A 16,755-nucleotide genomic window follows, 5' to 3' on the forward strand; every position below is an offset into this window, starting at 1 on the left:
TCGTGGCTAACAACACTCGTGCCCGCCGCAAGGTTCGCCTCTCGCGAGCCCTCGGCCTTGCTCTGACTCCTAAAGCTGAAAAGTACATGGAGCGTCGTCCCTACGGTCCGGGCCAGCACGGCCGTGCCCGCAAGAAGCAGGACAGCGATTACGCAGTACGCTTGCGCGAAAAGCAGCGTTTGCGCGCCCAGTACGGCATCCGCGAAGCACAGATGACCCGTGCCTTCGAAGAAGCCAAGCGCACCAAGGGCCAGACCGGTGAAAACCTGGTCGAGCTGTTGGAAATGCGTCTGGACGCCCTGGTTCTGCGTGCAGGCTTCGCCCGCACCATCGCCCAGGCCCGCCAGCTGGTTGTGCACCGTCACATCCTGGTTAACGGCGCCCGCGTGGACCGTCCGTCGTTCCGCGTGTCCGAGGGTCAGCTGATCCACGTTCACGAGCGTAGCGAAAAGATGGGCCCGTTCCAGATCGCCGCTGCAGGCGCTCACCGCGACGTTCTTCCGGCCGTCCCGGCTTACCTGGACGTCAAGCTTGAAGCCCTTCAGGCCAAGCTTGTTCGCCGCCCGAAGCGCTCCGAGGTTCCTGTAACCTGCGAAGAGAACCTCGTGGTCGAATACTACGCACGCTAAATTCGACGGGCTCACGCCCACCCGAATGATGGCAGTGCAACACGAAGCCCGCGGCCTTGGCCGCGGGCTTCGTGCTATCCGGCATGTTTCGGTTCTGTGCTACCGGCCACCATTCGGTAAGGTGGAAAAGCACACGTCACCAACGGCAGAGGAAAAGCACATGACAGGGTCGGATATCGCCGGACTCATCGCAGCGGGGGTCTTTGCCGTGCTCGTGGCACTGTTGGCAGTTCCCATTTGGAAGCTCGGCAAGGTATTTGACGAGCTGTGTGCCGCGGTGCGTGAAGTCTCCGACGGCACGACGCCGCTGCTCACCGAGGTCACCACCACAGTTGCAACCACGAACGACCAGCTCCGCAAGGTCGAAGGCATCACCAACAACGTTTCGGATGCCTCCGCAAATATCAGCGCGCTTTCCTCGCTCATGGCGGCAACCGTCGGGAAGCCGTTGATCAAGGTCGCCGCGTTCTCCTCCGGTGTCCGGGCCGCCCTGGGAACGAAGCCCGCGGGCAAGGGACGCCGCAGCCGCTAGGGCAACGAACGGCAAGCGCCGTTCGAACCCCGACATCGATCCCAAAGGCAGCTGGATCGTGTTCGGCGGAAGCGGTGCCGGGCAAAGTGCAAAAGAACACCGGGCGATGGCCCGGCGGGGGACGGCCGGCACATCCAACGGCCTGGGCCCAACATGAAATGAGGAAGCGCAGATGAAGAAGCTATTCTGGGTCGGCATCGGAATCGGTGTCGGCGTATTGGCCGCCCGGAAAATCGGCGAGGCCAAGTCGCTGGCGGGCCCCGAGGGACTCAACCGCACAATGGGCCGCATCAGCGATTCGATACACGAAGTTGCCACGGCATTCCGCGACGGAATGAACGAACGCGAAACAGAATTACGCCAGGCCCTGGGCCTGGATGAAACAACCGGCCACGGCCGCCACTAAACTTGTAACCGGTGTTGTGCCCGGATCGGATTGAATCCAGCGAACACCACCGCACCAGATATACCCCGTAAGCACGAAGGGACCGAAGAGGAACAATGAAATCGCAGGAAATTGCACGCCGGTGGGTCGACTACTTTGAGTCGAAGGGCCACACCGCGGTTCCCAGCGCCTCGTTGGTCTCCTCGGACCCGTCGCTGTTGTTCACGGTTGCCGGCATGGTGCCGTTCATCCCGTACCTGACCGCACGCGAAGAGCCGCCGTACACGCGCGCCACCTCGGTCCAGAAGTGCATCCGCACCGGTGACATCGAAGAAGTCGGCAAGACCGTGCGCCACGGCACCTTCTTCCAGATGTGCGGCAACTTCTCCTTCGGGGACTACTTCAAGGAAGGTGCGATCTCCTACGCCTGGGAGCTGCTGACCACCCCCGTCGCGGACGGCGGCTACGGCCTGTCCGCCGAAAAGCTGTGGATCACGGTCTACCACGAGGACGAGGAAGCACTGGCGATCTGGCGCGACAAGATCGGCGTTCCTGCCGACCGCATCCAGAAGATGGGCAAGGCGGACAACTACTGGTCCACCGGCCAGCCCGGCCCGGCGGGCCCCTGCTCGGAGATCTTCTACGACCGCGGCCCGGAGTACGGCATCGAGGGCGGCCCCGAGGCCGACGACACCCGCTACATCGAAATCTGGAACCTCGTGTTCATGCAGTACCAACGCGGCGAGGGCACCGGCAAGGACAACTTCGAGATCCTGGGCGAACTTCCCAAGAAGAACATCGACACCGGCCTGGGCCTCGAGCGCCTGGCGATGATCCTGCAGGGCGTCGAGAACATGTACGAGACCGACCAGGTCCGTCCGGTGCTCGACAAGGCCGCCGAGCTCTCCGGCAAGGAATACACCTCGACCGAGGACCACAACGACCCGCACCACGCGGACGACGTGCGCATGCGCATGGTGGCCGACCACATCCGCTCCTCGCTGATGCTGATCTCCGACGGCGTCTCCCCGGGCAACGAGGGCCGCGGCTACGTGCTGCGCCGCCTGATCCGCCGCGCCATCCGCGCCATGCGCCTGATGGGCGTGGAAACCGCGGTCCTTCCGGAACTGCTGCCGGTCTCCCGCGACGCCATGAAGGGCGTCTACCCGATCGTCGACACCGACTTCGAGCGCATCGCCCGCATCGCCTACGCCGAGGAACGCGCCTTCCTGCGCACCATCGCCTCCGGCACCACCCGCCTGGAACAAGCCCTGAGCATCTCCAAGTCCAAGGGCGAGGCACTCTCCGGCGAGGACGCGTTCGCGCTGCACGACACCTACGGCTTCCCGATCGACCTCACGCTGGAAATCGCCGCCGAGGCGGGCCTGTCGGTCGACGAGACCCAGTTCCGCGCCCTGATGAGCGAACAGCGAACCCGTGCGCAGAAGGACGCCAAGGCCAAGAAGGCTGGCCACGCGGACCTGACGGTGTTCACCCAGCTGCACGATTCCGGCGATGTCATTTTCACTGGCTACGACGAGCTGACCAGCGAATCCACCGTGCGCGGCATTGTCTACAACGGCGCCCTGGTCGAGGTGGCCGAACAGGGCCAGCAGATCGAACTGGTGCTCAATGAGACCCCGTTCTACGCCGAGGCGGGCGGCCAGGCCGGCGACGTCGGACTCATCACCGGCGACGGCTTCGTGCTCGAGGTGCTCGATGTCCAGTCCCCGATCCGCGGACTCAACGTCCACCAGGCGATCGTGCGCGAGGGTGAACTGCCCGCCAACGCCACGGTGCTTGCAGAGGTCGATCGCGCCCGCCGCCTGTCCGGCGAGCAGGCGCACTCCGCCACCCACCTGGTCCACGCCGCGTTGCACGAGATCCTCGGCCCGGACGCGCTGCAGTCCGGCTCCTTCAACAAGGCCGGCTACCTGCGCTTCGACTTCTCCTGGTCCGAGGCGCTCTCCGCCGCGGCCCGCAACGAGATCGAAGAGGTCGTGAACCTCTCCATCCGCAACAACCACCAGGTGCTGACCAACGTCATGCCGCTGGCCGAGGCACGCGCCGCCGGCGCCATGAGCCTGTTCGGCGAGAAGTACGGCAACACCGTGCGCATGGTGGAGATCAACGGCGCCTGGAGCCGCGAACTCTGCGGCGGCACCCACGTCGACGCCACCGCGCAGATCGGGTCGCTGACCCTGCTGGGCGAGGCATCTGTCGGATCCGGCAACCGCCGCGTCGAGGCGCTGGTCGGCATGGAAGCCTTCCGCCACGGTGCCGCCGAGCGCGCACTGGTCTCCGAACTCTCCTCGATGTTCAAGGTTCCGGCCGCACAGCTCAACGAGCGCATCACCGACACCGTTGCGAAGCTGAGGAACGCGGAAAAGGAAATCGAACGCCTGCGCACCGCCCAGCTTGCCGCACAGGCAGGGTCCCTGGTGGCCCAGGCCCGCGACATCAACGGCGTCCGCGTCCTGGCGCACGACGCCGGCGAGGTCTCCTCCGCGGAAGGCCTGCGCGCCCTGGCGCTTGACCTGCGCGACCGACTGGGCTCCGAGGCCTCGACCGTCGCACTGACCGGCGCCTCCAACGGGCGCCCGCTGGTGCTGGTTGCCACCAACGAGGCAGCACGCACCAAGGGCGTCAAGGCCGGCGCACTCGTGCGCACCGCCGCGAAGATCCTCGGCGGCGGCGGTGGCGGCAAGGACGACCTCGCCCAGGGTGGCGGCCAGGATGTCAGCAAGACACCCGATGCCATCGAGGCGATGATCCGTTCGATCCAGGATCTGTCATAACTTCGGCGACAAACCCCGCACGCGGGGTGCTGCTGGGCGTCGACGTGGGCATGGCCCGCGTCGGCGTCGCGGCCAGCGACCCCGATGGCATGCTTGCGACCCCGGTGAAGACCCTGAAACGCGATGCAAAGAAGAACAGCGACATCTCGGTGTTGGTTAAGCTCGCCGCGGAGCGCGAGGTCAGGCAAGTATTTGTCGGCCTGCCGCGTTCGCTCTCCGGCGGGGAGACCGCTTCGACAACCATGGCCCGGGATTATGCTGATGAATTGGCTAATGCCCTGGCGCGCGCTTCCCTGGATGCGGAGGTGCGCCTCGTCGACGAGCGGCTGACCACCGTCAGTGCGCACAGGTCACTGCGCGAGGCCGGTTTGGACGGGCGCAAGCACCGTTCGGTGGTCGACCAGGTCGCCGCCGTGGAGATTCTCCAACAGGTGCTTGAAATGCGTCGACACGGCCAGTTCGCCCCCGGGCAGCTGGTTTTCCCCGCGGATTCCGGGTTCGGCGATGTATCCTAAGGACCACAATTCCGCTGTTGATCACCCGCGGCGCGCCCGTCTCCGCGCCGGCGATGATCCGCATGACGCGTCACTTTTAGGTTACGATCAGGTCACATCTCAAAAAGCTGAACAGGTGGGCCTCCGTCGTCCCACGGCTACTACGTTGCCCGCGGGCAAGGGAGAACACCGCATGACTAACGAATCGTCCTTCGATTCCTCGCGCCACGAAAACGAGGTTTCACCGAGACGCGCCGCACGAGCGGCCCGCCAACGGGTGGAAGCCGGCGGGAACGACCCTGTTGCACCTTTCGCCGAGTCGGATTCCGCCGCCTCGGCCGCCTCCGCGGCGGAGGTCCTTGCCGCCGCGCCTGCCGCGCCGACCGAGGCCCAGCTCGCCGCGGAACAGCAGCGCGTCCAGGCCGTTGCCGCTGCGCAGCGCGCCCGCACCGAAGGCGCCCTGCGCGCCCGCACCGAAGCCATCGAGGCCCAGCGCGCCGCCGCGGAACGCGTGCGTGAAACGTTGCGCGCAAACGCCGCGGGACCCCGCCGGGCCCGCACCGCATCCGGGCGCAGCGCCGTAACCCCGGATTCGGCACACTACTTCACGCCCTCGGCCGACATGCCTGCCGCTGCAGGCGGCCACACCCCGGAGACCCCCGCGGACGCCGGAACCCCCGTCGACCAAGCCAACCTCGCGGTGCCGCCGGTTTCCCCGCCGAACGCCCTTGTGGAAGCACCCGCAGAGCCCGTGGCACCGGCACCGCCCGCAATGCCTGCGGCCACGCCTGCCGCCGCGCCGGCGACGGAGCCGGCTGTGCAGCGCTGGGACGCCCGCGAACACGCGGCCATGAGTTTCAACGACATCCTCTCGCACCCGGGTCATGCCGGTGACGGAACCACGCGCCCCGGCAAGGCCGAATCGAGCCAGGAGCAAGACTTTCCGCCGGCGTTCACGCAGGCAACCGAACCGGCTGTCGAGGCCCCGGCCCCGGAGACCTGGCTCCCCGATTCCCCGGCTTCCAGCGCCGACGTTCCCGAATGGCACACGGTTGAGCCCGCTGCCGGCCCCGTGGAGGACACCCACGGCCACGATGCAGGTTTCGCGGCCGCCACCGAGGCTTGGGCCGATGTCGAAACACCGGCGCCCGTCACCTACGGTGCGGCCTACATGGCCGTGCCCGGCGACGAAACGCACGATTACCACGACGAGGGCGACGCGTACCTCCACGAGTCCCACGAACACGAATACCCGGAACACGACCTTGCCGCCCCGGGAAGCGGGCGTGAGAGCCTGTTCCTGGGTGGCCCGACCTCGGCGGATCTCGCACAGCGCAAGCGCCGCCGCCGTCGCCGCAACGCGGTGATGGCAGCCGTGCTGCTGGGCTTCTGCGCCGTTATTTTCGGCGTTGTGATCGTCCTGCAGGGCGTCATGGACCGGCTGAACCCGAAGGATTTCCCCGCACCGGGCGGGGCAACCGTCAGCTTCGAGGTCAAGTCCGGCTGGGGCCCCCAGCAGATCGGACGTGCCCTGGTCGCGGATGACATCGTCGCCAGCGACAAGCTCTTCCTCGAGGCAATCCAAATGGTGGAAACGGAAAACCGGGAAATCCACCCCGGGAAATACGATTTGCGATTGCAGATGCCCGCACTGGACGCCGCCACCATCCTTATCGGCGACGGCCCGGAAAAGGTCGGCTATGTGGCGATCAAGCAGAACACCCGCATGCCGGCGGTCCTGGAGGAGATCTCCAAGTCCACAGGCCTGTCGCAGGCCAAGCTGGAGAACCTCGCCGGGGACCCCGCGGCCTTCGGCATCAAGGGCGACGTGAAGAGCCTCGAGGGCTTCCTGCACCCGGGGGAGTACAGGTTCCCGATCGATTCCGACGCCAAGGCCGTGCTTCAGCTGATGGTCGACGCCACCAAGAAGGCGCTGAAGGACGAGGGCGTCACCGACCCGGCCGAGCAGTACCGGGTGCTGACGATCGCGTCGATCCTGCAGGCGGAGGCCCGGCCCGACGACTACGCAACGGTCGCCGGCGCGCTGGAGAACCGCCTGCACGCCAGCAACACAGAAACCAACGGGCTGCTGCAGGTCGACTCCACCGTCATCTACGGGCTTGACCGCTACACCCTGCACTTCACCCAGGAGGAGAAGCAGGACGCGGGCAACCCGTACAACTCCTACGTCCACAAGGGCCTGCCCCCGACGCCGATCGGGTCCCCGGGCACCTCCGCCATCAAGGCGGCAGCGAACCCTTCGCCGAACGACTACTACTACTGGGTGACGGTGAACACCAACACCGGCGAAACCAAGTTCGCCAAGACCTACCGCGAACACCAGGTCAACCAGAACGAGTTCCGCACCTGGTGCGCGGCCAACACGGACGTCTGCAAGTGACCTCGGCAAGCCCGGCACCCGGCGCACGCGCCGCGGTGCTGGGCCACCCGATCGGGCATTCGCGTTCCCCGCTGCTGCACTCCACCGCGTACCGCGAGCTCGGCGTGGGGATCGACTACACGGCCATCGACATCCTCCCGGAGCAGGCTGAGCAGTTCGCCGCGCGGCTGCGCACCGAACCCGGCTGGGTCGGGGTGTCGGTCACCATGCCGATGAAGGACGCGCTGATCCCGTATGTCGACGAGCCCTCGGAACGGGTGCGCCGGCTCGGGGCGCTGAACACCATCGTGGTTTCCCGGGGCGCGGACGGGGTCCGGCTGCTTGCCGAAAACACCGACGTCGAGGGCATCATCCGGTCGCTTGAGGGCGCGCGGACAGCGGGCGCACCCGCACCCGCGTCCGGGTCCGTCGGCCAAAGCATCGCGATCCTCGGCAGCGGCAACACCGCGCTCGCGGCGCTCGAGGCGTGCTCGCTGATGGGAGCCGCAACCGTCGAATTGCTGGTGCGCAACCCGGAACGTGCGCAGGGAGCGCTTGAACTGGCCCGGACCCTCGGGCTTGAGGCAACCGCGCTGCCCTACACGGAGGCGGCCACCCGCCTGCCGGGCTACGACGCGATGATTTCCACGCTTCCGGCGCGCGCCGCGGACACCTGGGTGCAGGCGCTGGGCCTTGGCGCCAGGGACGGCGCGGAAAGCGTCGGCAACACCGGAGTCATCAAGCCGGGCGCCGTGCTGCTGGACGTGGCCTACGATCCATGGCCCTCCGCACTTGCCACCGCCTGGGAAGCGGCCGGTGGAGTGGTCGTTTCCGGTCTGAGCATGCTGGTGCACCAGGGCGTGGAGCAGGTCAAGCTTTTTTCAGGAATTCAAGATGCCGACTGGGGGCGCGTCACAAATGTGATGTGCGACGCAGTAGGCCTACCTCGGCCCTAATCGGGCAGCGAGTACATGGCAGGATGGAACACATGTTGCGTTGGTTGACGGCGGGCGAATCACACGGCCCCGCATTGGTTGGAATTATCGAGGGACTGCCCGCGGGCATTGCCATCTCTTCACAGGATGTGCGCGATGCCCTGGCACGCCGCCGCCTCGGCTACGGCCGCGGCGCCCGAATGAAGTTTGAGCAGGACGAAGTCTCCTTCATGGGCGGCGTGCGCCACGGGCTGACCCAGGGCGGCCCCGTGGCCATCGAGGTGGGCAACACCGAATGGCCCAAGTGGGCCAAGGTCATGAACCCGGACGAGGTCGATCCCGAGGCGCTGGCTTCGATGGCGCGCAATGCGCCGTTGACCCGCCCGCGCCCCGGACACGCCGACTTCACCGGCATGCAGAAGTACGGTTTCGACGACGCCCGACCGGTGCTGGAGCGCGCCTCGGCGCGCGAGACCGCCGCCCGCGTGGCCCTCGGCTCCGTGGCCGCGAACTTCCTGGCCCAGCTGGGCGTGGAACTCGTTTCCCACACGGTGTCCGTCGGCACAGTGGCTTCCCCGGAGGGCTCGGCGCTGCCGCGCGCCTCCGATGTCATGGCACTGGACGCCGACCCGCTGCGCTGCTTCGACGCGGACACGTCCGCGGCCATGGTCGCCGAGGTCGACGCCGCACACAAGGAGGGCGAGACCCTCGGCGGCATCGTCGAGGTCCTGGCCTACAACCTGCCCCCCGGGCTGGGTTCCTACGTGCACTGGGACCGCCGCCTTGACGCGCGCCTGGCCGCAGCCCTCATGGGCATCCAGGCCATCAAGGGCGTCGAGGTAGGCGACGGCTTCCTCACCGCTTCGCGCCGCGGCTCGGCCGCCCACGACGAGATCGTGCGTGGCGAGGACGGCGTCATCGACCGCTCGGGCAACAAGGCCGGCGGCATCGAGGGCGGCATGAGCATCGGGGACGTCCTGCGCGTCCGCGCGGCCATGAAGCCGATCGCCACCGTGCCGCGCGCCCTGCGCACCATCGACACCTCCACCGGCGAGGCCACCACGGCGCACCACCAGCGCTCGGACGTCTGCGCCGTTCCGGCCGCGGGCGTCGTCGCCGAGGCCATGGTCGCACTCGTGCTGGCCCAGGCCATGCTGGAGAAGTTCGGCGGCGACTCGCTCACCGAGGTCAAGCGCAACATGGAAACCTACCTGGCCGCCATCCCCGAATCCCTGGGTTCGGTCCGCCGTCCATGACCCGCACGATCTTCCTGATCGGGCCGATGGCCAGCGGCAAGAGCGCCGTCGGCGCGGAGCTGGCCCGGCTGCTTGACACCCGGGCGCTGGACACCGACGCGCTGGTGGTCCGCGACCACGGCCCGATCCCGGAGATCTTTGCGGACGGCGGCGAGGCCGGATTCCGCGCCCTCGAGACCGAGGCGCTGCGCGGGGCAGCACTGCTGTCCCGCGCAGCCGGCCCGGCCCCGCTGGTGGTTGCCACGGGCGGGGGAGCGGTGCTGGCGCCGGAGAACCAACGCATCCTCGCCGAGGGCTTCACCGTGTACCTGTACACGGACGCGGCCACGGTCGCACACCGGATCGCCGGGGACACCACGCGCCCGCTGCTTGCCGGCGCGTCCACCGGCGACACACAGGACGGCGCCGAAGCGGATGCGGAATCCCGCGCCGCCGAAGCGCTGGAATCCTGGTCGCGGATCTTTGCCGATCGGGCCGACACCTACGAGAAATGCGCTGACCTGCGCATCGACACGCGTACGCTTGGCCCCGCCGAGATCGCGGAGGCAATCATCACCGCCTACCGTGATACCGGACACTGAAACACCATCTCGCGTGCAGAAACACGTACTCTTAATTTCGTTGGGCCGCGACACCACGCTTCGGTCCAACTGCTAAGAGTCGCCCCGTTTCGGACGACGCGTTTTCACTCACGCACACACCTTCCCGCGGCATGCGGACCGGCGTGCGCGCTACGCAGCACTTGGAGGACCTACGATGAACCCCGCGCCCACGACGATCCACGTCACCGGATCGGCCCCGGCCGAGAACTACGACGTCATCGTCGGCAACGGCCTGCTCGGACGTCTACCTGGCATCCTCGGCGAACGCGTCAAGCGCGTCATGGTCATCCACCCGCGCGCCCTGCGCACCACCGGCGACACGGTCAAGGAAGACCTGACGGCCGCCGGCTATGCGGCATTCTCGGCGGAGATCCCCGACGCCGAAGAGGGCAAGCACATCCAGGTTGCCGCCTTCTGCTGGCAGGTGCTCGGCCAGAACGACTTCACCCGCTCGGATGCGATCGTCGCCGTCGGCGGCGGCGCCGTCACCGACCTCGCGGGCTTCGTCGCGGCCACCTGGCTGCGCGGCGTGAAGGTCGTGCACATCCCGACCTCGCTGTTGGGCATGGTCGATGCCTCCGTGGGAGGCAAGACCGGCATCAACACCGCCGAGGGCAAGAACCTCGTCGGCGCCTTCCACCCGCCGGCCGGCGTGCTGGTCGACCTCGACACCCTGGCCACGCTGCCGAAGAACGAGCTTGTCACCGGCATGGCGGAGGTCGTGAAGTGCGGCTTCATCGCCGACGAGCGCATCCTGGAACTCATCGAAGAGGACCCGGTGGATGCCACCACGGCCGGATCGGCCCGCCTGCGCGAACTCATCGAGCGTTCCATCGCCGTCAAGGCACGCGTCGTCTCCTCGGACCTGCGCGAGTCGGGGGAGCGCGAGTTCCTGAACTACGGCCACACCCTGGGCCACGCCATCGAGCTGGCCGAACGCTACTCGATGCGCCACGGCGCCGCGGTGTCCATCGGCCTGGCGTTCGCCGCCGAGCTGGGCCGCACCGTCGGCAAGACTTCCGATGCCGTGGCCGACCGCCACGTGTCGATCCTGAAGTCGCTGGGCCTGCCCACCACCTACCGCGGGGACCGCTGGAGCTCGCTGCTCGACGGCATGCGCCGCGACAAGAAGACCCGCGGCGACCTGCTGCGCTTCGTGGTGCTCGACGAGATCGGGCACCCGCGGATCCTCGACGTGCCAGACACCTCGCTGCTCTTCGCCGCCTACCAGGAGATTGCCGAATGACCACCCAGGAAATGACGCACGAGCTGACCCACACCCAGGAACTGCTGCGGGTGCCGGCCTCCGCCGCCCCGTCTGCGACCCACAACATCGAGTCGGGCATCCCCGGCGTGCGCTTCGACCCGCAGTCGATGAGCCAGACCATCTCCGACGAGGCCCTGGCCGACGAGACCATGGCCCGCGGCAACGCCGCCGAGCAGGTCGTGGTGCTGCTGGCCCGCGGCCACGTCCGCGCCGCCAGCGAGCTGGTCGCCGAGACCCGCTTCATGGAACCGCAGAACTTCGCCATGCGCGTGCTGGACACCTCGCTGACCCGTGCCTCGGGCGACCCGCAGCGTGCGGCAAACCGCCTGCGCGCCCTGCTGACAGAGTTCGACGGCACCGCGCACGAATCGGTGCTGCAGCAGCACCTGGGCATGGCGTACGTGGAAAGCGGCGACCTGCGCGCCGCGGCCACGCGTTTCCGCAAGGCACTTGACCTGCGCATCGCCGAGGGTGCCGACGAGCGACTCGTCGACTCCTCGCGGCGTTGCCTGGAGGCGCTCACCGCGCGCCTCGAGACCCTGGCCCCGCAGGCCGGCTAGCACCATCTTCGGCCCGGTTTGCCGCACTCCGCGTGCGGCAAACCGGGCCCGCACGACTTCTGCCGGGCCTTGCGTCCTGCAGATCACCAAGGAAAATTGAGCGGCGGTGCATATCCGTGCGCTAAACTGGATCTTGGATTTTTGATAACACGCCCGGGCGGCCGCCATTTCACGGCCCCGCCCGCCGCGGCACCCCTGGGTGCCGGCGGGCATCGGGCGCATACGGGAAAAGAGTAGATCGTGGCTTCAACCACCGACATTAAAAACGGACAGGTCCTCAAGATTGAGAACCAGCTCTGGACCATCATCGACTTCCAGCACGTGAAGCCGGGCAAGGGCGGCGCCTTCGTGCGCACCAAGATGCGCAACGTGCTCACCGGCAAGGTCGTCGACAAGACGTACAACGCCGGCGCAAAGATCGAGACCGCCACCGTTGACCGCCGCGACTACCAGTACCTGTACCAGGACGGCGAAGACTACGTGTTCATGGATCTGACCGACTACGACCAGATCACCGTTCCGGGCACCGTCGTCGGCGACCAGGCCGGCTACATGCTGGAGAACCAGAACGCCACCATCGCCATGCACGAGGGCGCCCCGCTGTACATCGAGCTCCCGGCCTCCGTGGTCCTGGAAATCACCTACACCGAGCCGGGCCTGCAGGGTGACCGCTCCTCGGCCGGCACCAAGCCTGCCACGCTGGAGACCGGCGTCGAGATCCAGGTGCCGCTGTTCGTCGAGCAGAACACCAAGGTCAAGGTCGACACCCGCACCGGCGATTACCTGGGGCGTGTCTCCTAGTGAGCGCACGCGCCAAGGCCCGCCGCAGGGCACTTGACATCCTTTTCGAAGCAGAACAGCGCGACGTCTCGCCGCTGGCTGCCATGCGTTTGCGTCGTGAAGCAACTGACATCACGATCAACGAGTACACCGTCACCCTGATCGAGGGCGTCATGGCCGAGCTGGACCGGATCGACGAGATCCTCTCCTCCTACTCCAAGGGCTGGACCCTGGAGCGCATGCCGACCGTCGACCGCACCGCGCTGCGCATCGGCGCCTGGGAACTGTTGTTCAACGACGACGTTCCCGATGGCGTTGCCGTGGCCGAGGCCGTGGCCCTGGTCCGCGAGCTGTCCACCGACGAGTCCCCGGAGTTCGTCAACGGCCTGCTCGGGCGCATCCAGCAGATGAAGCCGACGCTGCTGGCCTAGCCACGCAGTCGCAGCGGCAAGCGCCGCAGCCCGGCACGACCGGGCAGGCTTTCGATGGCCGGGTTCCACACGCACCAGCGCGTGGAACCCGGCCATCGGCCGTTTAACGGTGGGCTCGCTTCTAGCGGTCGCTGTCGTCAGTCGACGGCTCCGCGGGGGCGGGCTCGCCCGTGGCGTTTCGCGGCGGCCGCGGCCCGGCGACCAGCGCGAGCTGGTCCAGGTAGTCCCCGCCGTTGATGATGCGGGACATGTGCCGCGGCTTGATGCCCGTCATCCGGCGCTTCCAGCGCCCCCGGTAGGTCACCTCCAGCAGCCACGCGCGCTTCTTGTCGAACTCGACCAGCGAGCCGACGACCATGGAGTCCGGCCGCGCCACGTCGCGCAGCACGCTGACCAGCGCCCCGCCGTCGGCCAGCGCCTTGAGCACCCCGCGGGTCGAGTCCAGGTCCTGCATTCCCAGCTCCGACTGCGGAACCGGCAACTTCCGGGCCTCCAGCGTTCGCGCGGCAAAGTGCTTGGTCTTGGCCACGTGGGAGATGTGCTTGCGGCGGATGGCCACCGTCTCATCCGGGGCCCCGCCGGCGGTGGTCTCGTGCACCAGGATCCACTTGCCGCCCATGGCCAGCACGTAGCCGCGGGAGATGTACGCATCCCGGCCCTTGAGCGTCACATCGACCATGTGGCGGTAGTCCAGCGCCTTCACCAAGCGGGTCGAATTCTGTTTTGAGTGTTTCACCTGTGCTCCTTGCGTGGGGTTGATGGCGGCGGTGCCGCCGCGGCGGTTTTGGAACCTAGACTACGACGTCCGCCAGCAATTGCGCGCGCTGCCTGTGGGACTCATGCAGCAGGGCGACCTCGCGGGCGAAGTCGCCCGCGTCCGCATGGTCCGCGGAGATGCGCTGGCGCACCCCGGCCAGGCGCATCGCGGTCTGCGTGAAGTCCTTCATCACCGCTCCGCGACCGTGCGCCGCGGCCCAGACCCTGGCGGACTTGCGGCCCGCGGGCGTCGCGAACATCGCCACCTCCGCGGGCGTGAACCAGCCCGCCTGCCGGTACTCGTCGAGCCGCCGGGCGATGAGCCGCAATTCGGCCCGCTGCAGCAACACGACCGACACAACGGCTGCGACAAAGAGCGGCACCTGGAGCAGGAAGTAGAAGCCCAGGAACGAGTCGAAGAAGATGCCCACCCCGCCGTTCCACAGGAAATGGCCGAACATCGCCGGCAGCAGTCCCAGCCCCAGATAGAGCGGCCAGCGGGACCTGTCCCCGCGCTCGGCGCACAGCCCCAGCGCAAAGCCCGTCCACGCGGTGAACATCACGTGCGCAAAGGGGGAGAAGAGCCCGCGCAGCACGAACACCGCGGCAAGGTCGCCCGGGGTGCCGGATTCGGCGTAGCTGGAGCCGAAGTAGAGGATGTTCTCGGTGAACGCGAAGCCCGCGCCGACCATGCCGCCGTAGACGATGCCGTCGACCGGCCCGTCGAAGTGCGCGCGGTTGATCCAGAAGATCAGCAGCACGCCGGCACCCTTGGCCAGTTCCTCGACGATCGGCGCCTGGACCACGGCCCCGAAGGTGTCGGGATCAAGGCGCCCGGCGGGATCGAAGAACAGCTCGGTGAACAGGTCGCCCACCAGCAGCGCGCCGGCCACCGAGGCCCCGGCGCCCCAGAGCAGCGCCAGCAGCAGCACGGGCCGTGGCTCCGGGTCCCAGCGGTCCACCCAGCGCAGGCCGACCAGGCACAGGCCCAGCGGGACCATGGCCAGCACGCCGAGCCACAGCACGGTGCCCGTGCCGAAGATGCCGGAGAGGAAGAACGTGACGCCCAGCAGCAGCAGGGTGCACAGCGCCAGCGCGATCAGTACCCCCGAACCGGTCCTGCCGGGCTGCCCGGTCGGCATTCCGGCGGCGGCCGGGACGCCGGTTCCGGCGCGGGGCGCCCCGGTCCACGGATCTCGCGGGTTGGGCTCGGGCGACGGGCGCAGGGGGTGTGAGGTATCGCTCATGCACTAAAGACTACGTGTGATGCACGCCGTGGTAATTTTGATGGAGCAGCAAAACACCGAAAATGAGCCAGCAACCTTTAAATTCCGTCCTGTGAGGCGGGGAAGGAGGCCGCATCATGAGTGACGACGCCAACGCGGCACGGAACTTAGCGCCCAAAACCGCCCGGACAGTCCTCTCGAGCGAGGACATCGACCGCGTATTGACCCGCATCGCCCACGAGATCATCGAGGCGAACAAGGGCACCCGGGACCTGGTCCTGTTGGGCATTCCCTCCCGCGGATTCCCGCTGGCGCAGCGGTTGGCAGAGCGCATCGCCGCCACCGAACCCGGCCTGGACGCGACCTCCATCGTCGGCCAACTCGACGTCACCATGTACCGTGACGACCTGCGCCACTCCACCACCCGCACCCCGCTTCCCACGCGGCTTCCCGCCGGCGGCATCGACTCCAAGGTCGTCGTGCTGGTCGACGACGTGCTCTACTCCGGCCGCACCATCCGCGCCGCCCTGGACGCCATCGCCGACCTGGGCCGCCCCCGCATCGTGCGCCTTGCCGTGCTGGTGGACCGCGGCCACCGCGAACTCCCGATCCGCGCCGACCACGTCGGCAAGAACCTGCCCACCGCCACCACCGAAAAGGTGCGCGTCCACCTGGCAGAGGTCGATGGCGAGAACAACAACGAAGTCATCATCGAGGCCGCCGCATGAAACACCTGCTCTCCACCCTTGATCTGTCGCGCGCCGACGCCATCCGCATCCTCGACATCGCCGAGGAAATGGCCGCCGTCGGCACCCGCGAGGTCAAGAAGCTTCCCGCGCTGCGCGGCCGCACCGTGGTGAACCTCTTCTTCGAGGACTCGACCCGCACCCGCATCTCCTTCGAGGCCGCCGCCAAGCGCCTGAGCGCCGACGTCATCAACTTCTCCGCCAAGGGATCGTCCGTCTCCAAGGGCGAGTCGCTCAAGGACACCGCACAGACCCTGCAGGCCATCGGCGCCGACGCCGTGGTCATCCGGCACGGCGCCTCCGGCGCCCCGGCGCGCCTGGCCGCCACCGACTGGATCGACGCGCCGGTGGTCAACGCGGGCGACGGCACGCACGAACACCCCACCCAGGCGCTGCTCGACGCGTTCACGCTGCGCAACCACTGGGCGCGCGTCAACGGGACCGCCACGCTGGGCACCGACCTGGCGGGCATGAAGGTCGCGATCGTCGGCGACATCCTGCACTCCCGCGTGGCGCGCTCCAACCTCTGGCTGCTGCGCACCCTGGGCGCCGAGGTCACCATGGTGGCCCCGCCGACCCTGCTGCCGCACGGCTCCAACGTGTGGCCGTGCGAGATCAGCTACGACCTGGACGCCACGCTGGCCGGCGGCATCGACGCGGTCATGATGCTGCGCGTGCAGGGCGAACGCATGCACGCCTCGTTCTTCCCGAACACCCGCGAGTACTCGCGCCTCTGGGGCTTCGACGACGCCCGCCTGGCCGCGCTGGACGCGCAGGGCCAGTCCGAGACCATCATCATGCACCCCGGCCCGATGAACCGCGGCCTGGAGATCTCCTCCGCCGCGGCCGACTCGCCGCGCTCCACCGTCCTGGAACAGGTTTCCAACGGCGTCGCGGTGCGCATGGCCGTCCTCTACCTACTGCTATCGGGGGACCAGCAGCGTCCCTCCGGCCTCTAAGAACCTCAGAAACGGGAGT

Annotated in this window: 17 protein-coding genes; 15 read left to right on the forward strand and 2 right to left on the reverse strand. The window is 67.8% G+C overall.

What is annotated here, in order from left to right:
- Window positions 1-2: 2 nt before the first annotated feature.
- The 13 genes from rpsD (at window position 3) to nusB (ending at window position 13,049) form a co-directional block, all read left to right on the forward strand.
- Entirely contained in the window at window positions 3-629 is a 627-nt protein-coding gene (rpsD, locus tag ACIQLF_RS05340) for a 30S ribosomal protein S4 (protein ID WP_068734506.1), read from the forward strand.
- Window positions 630-789: 160 nt separating this feature from the next.
- On the forward strand, window positions 790-1,161 hold the full coding sequence (locus ACIQLF_RS05345; RefSeq protein WP_400295282.1) for a DUF948 domain-containing protein: 372 nt from the start codon (window positions 790-792) through the stop codon (window positions 1,159-1,161).
- A gap of 172 nt (window positions 1,162-1,333) precedes the next feature.
- A complete protein-coding gene (locus tag ACIQLF_RS05350) occupies window positions 1,334-1,567 on the forward strand; it encodes a hypothetical protein (protein WP_400295285.1) in 234 nt (77 codons plus the stop codon).
- 95 nt (window positions 1,568-1,662) lie between these two features.
- Window positions 1,663-4,344 (forward strand): alanine--tRNA ligase, encoded by a 2,682-nt coding sequence (gene alaS, locus ACIQLF_RS05355; RefSeq protein WP_400295287.1) that lies wholly within the window; start codon window positions 1,663-1,665, stop codon window positions 4,342-4,344.
- Window positions 4,345-4,370: 26 nt separating this feature from the next.
- Window positions 4,371-4,859 (forward strand): Holliday junction resolvase RuvX, encoded by a 489-nt coding sequence (gene ruvX, locus ACIQLF_RS05360; RefSeq protein WP_400295290.1) that lies wholly within the window; start codon window positions 4,371-4,373, stop codon window positions 4,857-4,859.
- A 172-nt stretch (window positions 4,860-5,031) separates the two neighbouring features.
- Window positions 5,032-7,239, forward strand: coding sequence for an endolytic transglycosylase MltG (gene mltG, locus ACIQLF_RS05365; RefSeq protein WP_400295293.1), 2,208 nt, complete (start codon window positions 5,032-5,034; stop codon window positions 7,237-7,239).
- Window positions 7,236-8,174 (forward strand): shikimate dehydrogenase family protein, encoded by a 939-nt coding sequence (locus ACIQLF_RS05370; RefSeq protein ID WP_400295296.1) that lies wholly within the window; start codon window positions 7,236-7,238, stop codon window positions 8,172-8,174. Before mltG ends, ACIQLF_RS05370 begins: the two co-directional genes overlap by 4 nt.
- A gap of 32 nt (window positions 8,175-8,206) precedes the next feature.
- A complete protein-coding gene (aroC, locus tag ACIQLF_RS05375) occupies window positions 8,207-9,409 on the forward strand; it encodes a chorismate synthase (protein WP_400295300.1) in 1,203 nt (400 codons plus the stop codon).
- Window positions 9,406-9,990 (forward strand): shikimate kinase, encoded by a 585-nt coding sequence (locus tag ACIQLF_RS05380; RefSeq protein ID WP_400295302.1) that lies wholly within the window; start codon window positions 9,406-9,408, stop codon window positions 9,988-9,990. Before aroC ends, ACIQLF_RS05380 begins: the two co-directional genes overlap by 4 nt.
- A gap of 175 nt (window positions 9,991-10,165) precedes the next feature.
- On the forward strand, window positions 10,166-11,257 hold the full coding sequence (gene aroB / locus ACIQLF_RS05385) for a 3-dehydroquinate synthase (protein ID WP_400295305.1): 1,092 nt from the start codon (window positions 10,166-10,168) through the stop codon (window positions 11,255-11,257).
- The gene (locus ACIQLF_RS05390) at window positions 11,254-11,838 is read left to right on the forward strand and encodes a tetratricopeptide repeat protein (protein ID WP_400295307.1); all 585 of its coding nucleotides are present in this window, start codon (window positions 11,254-11,256) and stop codon (window positions 11,836-11,838) included. The genes aroB and ACIQLF_RS05390 overlap by 4 nt, the downstream gene beginning before the upstream one ends.
- A gap of 240 nt (window positions 11,839-12,078) precedes the next feature.
- Window positions 12,079-12,639: an elongation factor P gene (efp, locus tag ACIQLF_RS05395; RefSeq protein ID WP_400295309.1), complete on the forward strand. Its 561-nt coding sequence runs from the start codon at window positions 12,079-12,081 to the stop codon at window positions 12,637-12,639.
- Entirely contained in the window at window positions 12,639-13,049 is a 411-nt protein-coding gene (gene nusB / locus ACIQLF_RS05400; RefSeq protein ID WP_387524547.1) for a transcription antitermination factor NusB, read from the forward strand. The genes efp and nusB overlap by 1 nt, the downstream gene beginning before the upstream one ends.
- 121 nt (window positions 13,050-13,170) lie before the next feature.
- On the opposite strand, the gene ACIQLF_RS05405 is transcribed toward nusB, so the two are convergent.
- Both ACIQLF_RS05405 and ACIQLF_RS05410 read right to left on the reverse strand, forming a co-directional pair.
- Window positions 13,171-13,785, reverse strand: coding sequence for a hypothetical protein (locus ACIQLF_RS05405; protein WP_400295312.1), 615 nt, complete (start codon window positions 13,783-13,785; stop codon window positions 13,171-13,173).
- Between the two features lie 55 nt (window positions 13,786-13,840).
- On the reverse strand, window positions 13,841-15,052 hold the full coding sequence (locus ACIQLF_RS05410) for a PrsW family intramembrane metalloprotease (protein WP_400295315.1): 1,212 nt from the start codon (window positions 15,050-15,052) through the stop codon (window positions 13,841-13,843).
- A gap of 116 nt (window positions 15,053-15,168) precedes the next feature.
- Here ACIQLF_RS05410 and pyrR point away from each other — a divergent pair, with 116 nt between their 5' ends.
- Together pyrR and ACIQLF_RS05420 are read left to right on the forward strand one after the other, a co-directional pair.
- A complete protein-coding gene (gene pyrR / locus ACIQLF_RS05415; protein WP_400295318.1) occupies window positions 15,169-15,759 on the forward strand; it encodes a bifunctional pyr operon transcriptional regulator/uracil phosphoribosyltransferase PyrR in 591 nt (196 codons plus the stop codon).
- A complete protein-coding gene (locus tag ACIQLF_RS05420) occupies window positions 15,756-16,736 on the forward strand; it encodes an aspartate carbamoyltransferase catalytic subunit (protein ID WP_400295320.1) in 981 nt (326 codons plus the stop codon). The genes pyrR and ACIQLF_RS05420 overlap by 4 nt, the downstream gene beginning before the upstream one ends.
- Window positions 16,737-16,755 lie beyond the last annotated feature (19 nt).

Source organism: Paeniglutamicibacter sp. NPDC091659 (genome assembly GCF_044756805.1).
GTDB lineage: Bacteria > Actinomycetota > Actinomycetes > Actinomycetales > Micrococcaceae > Paeniglutamicibacter.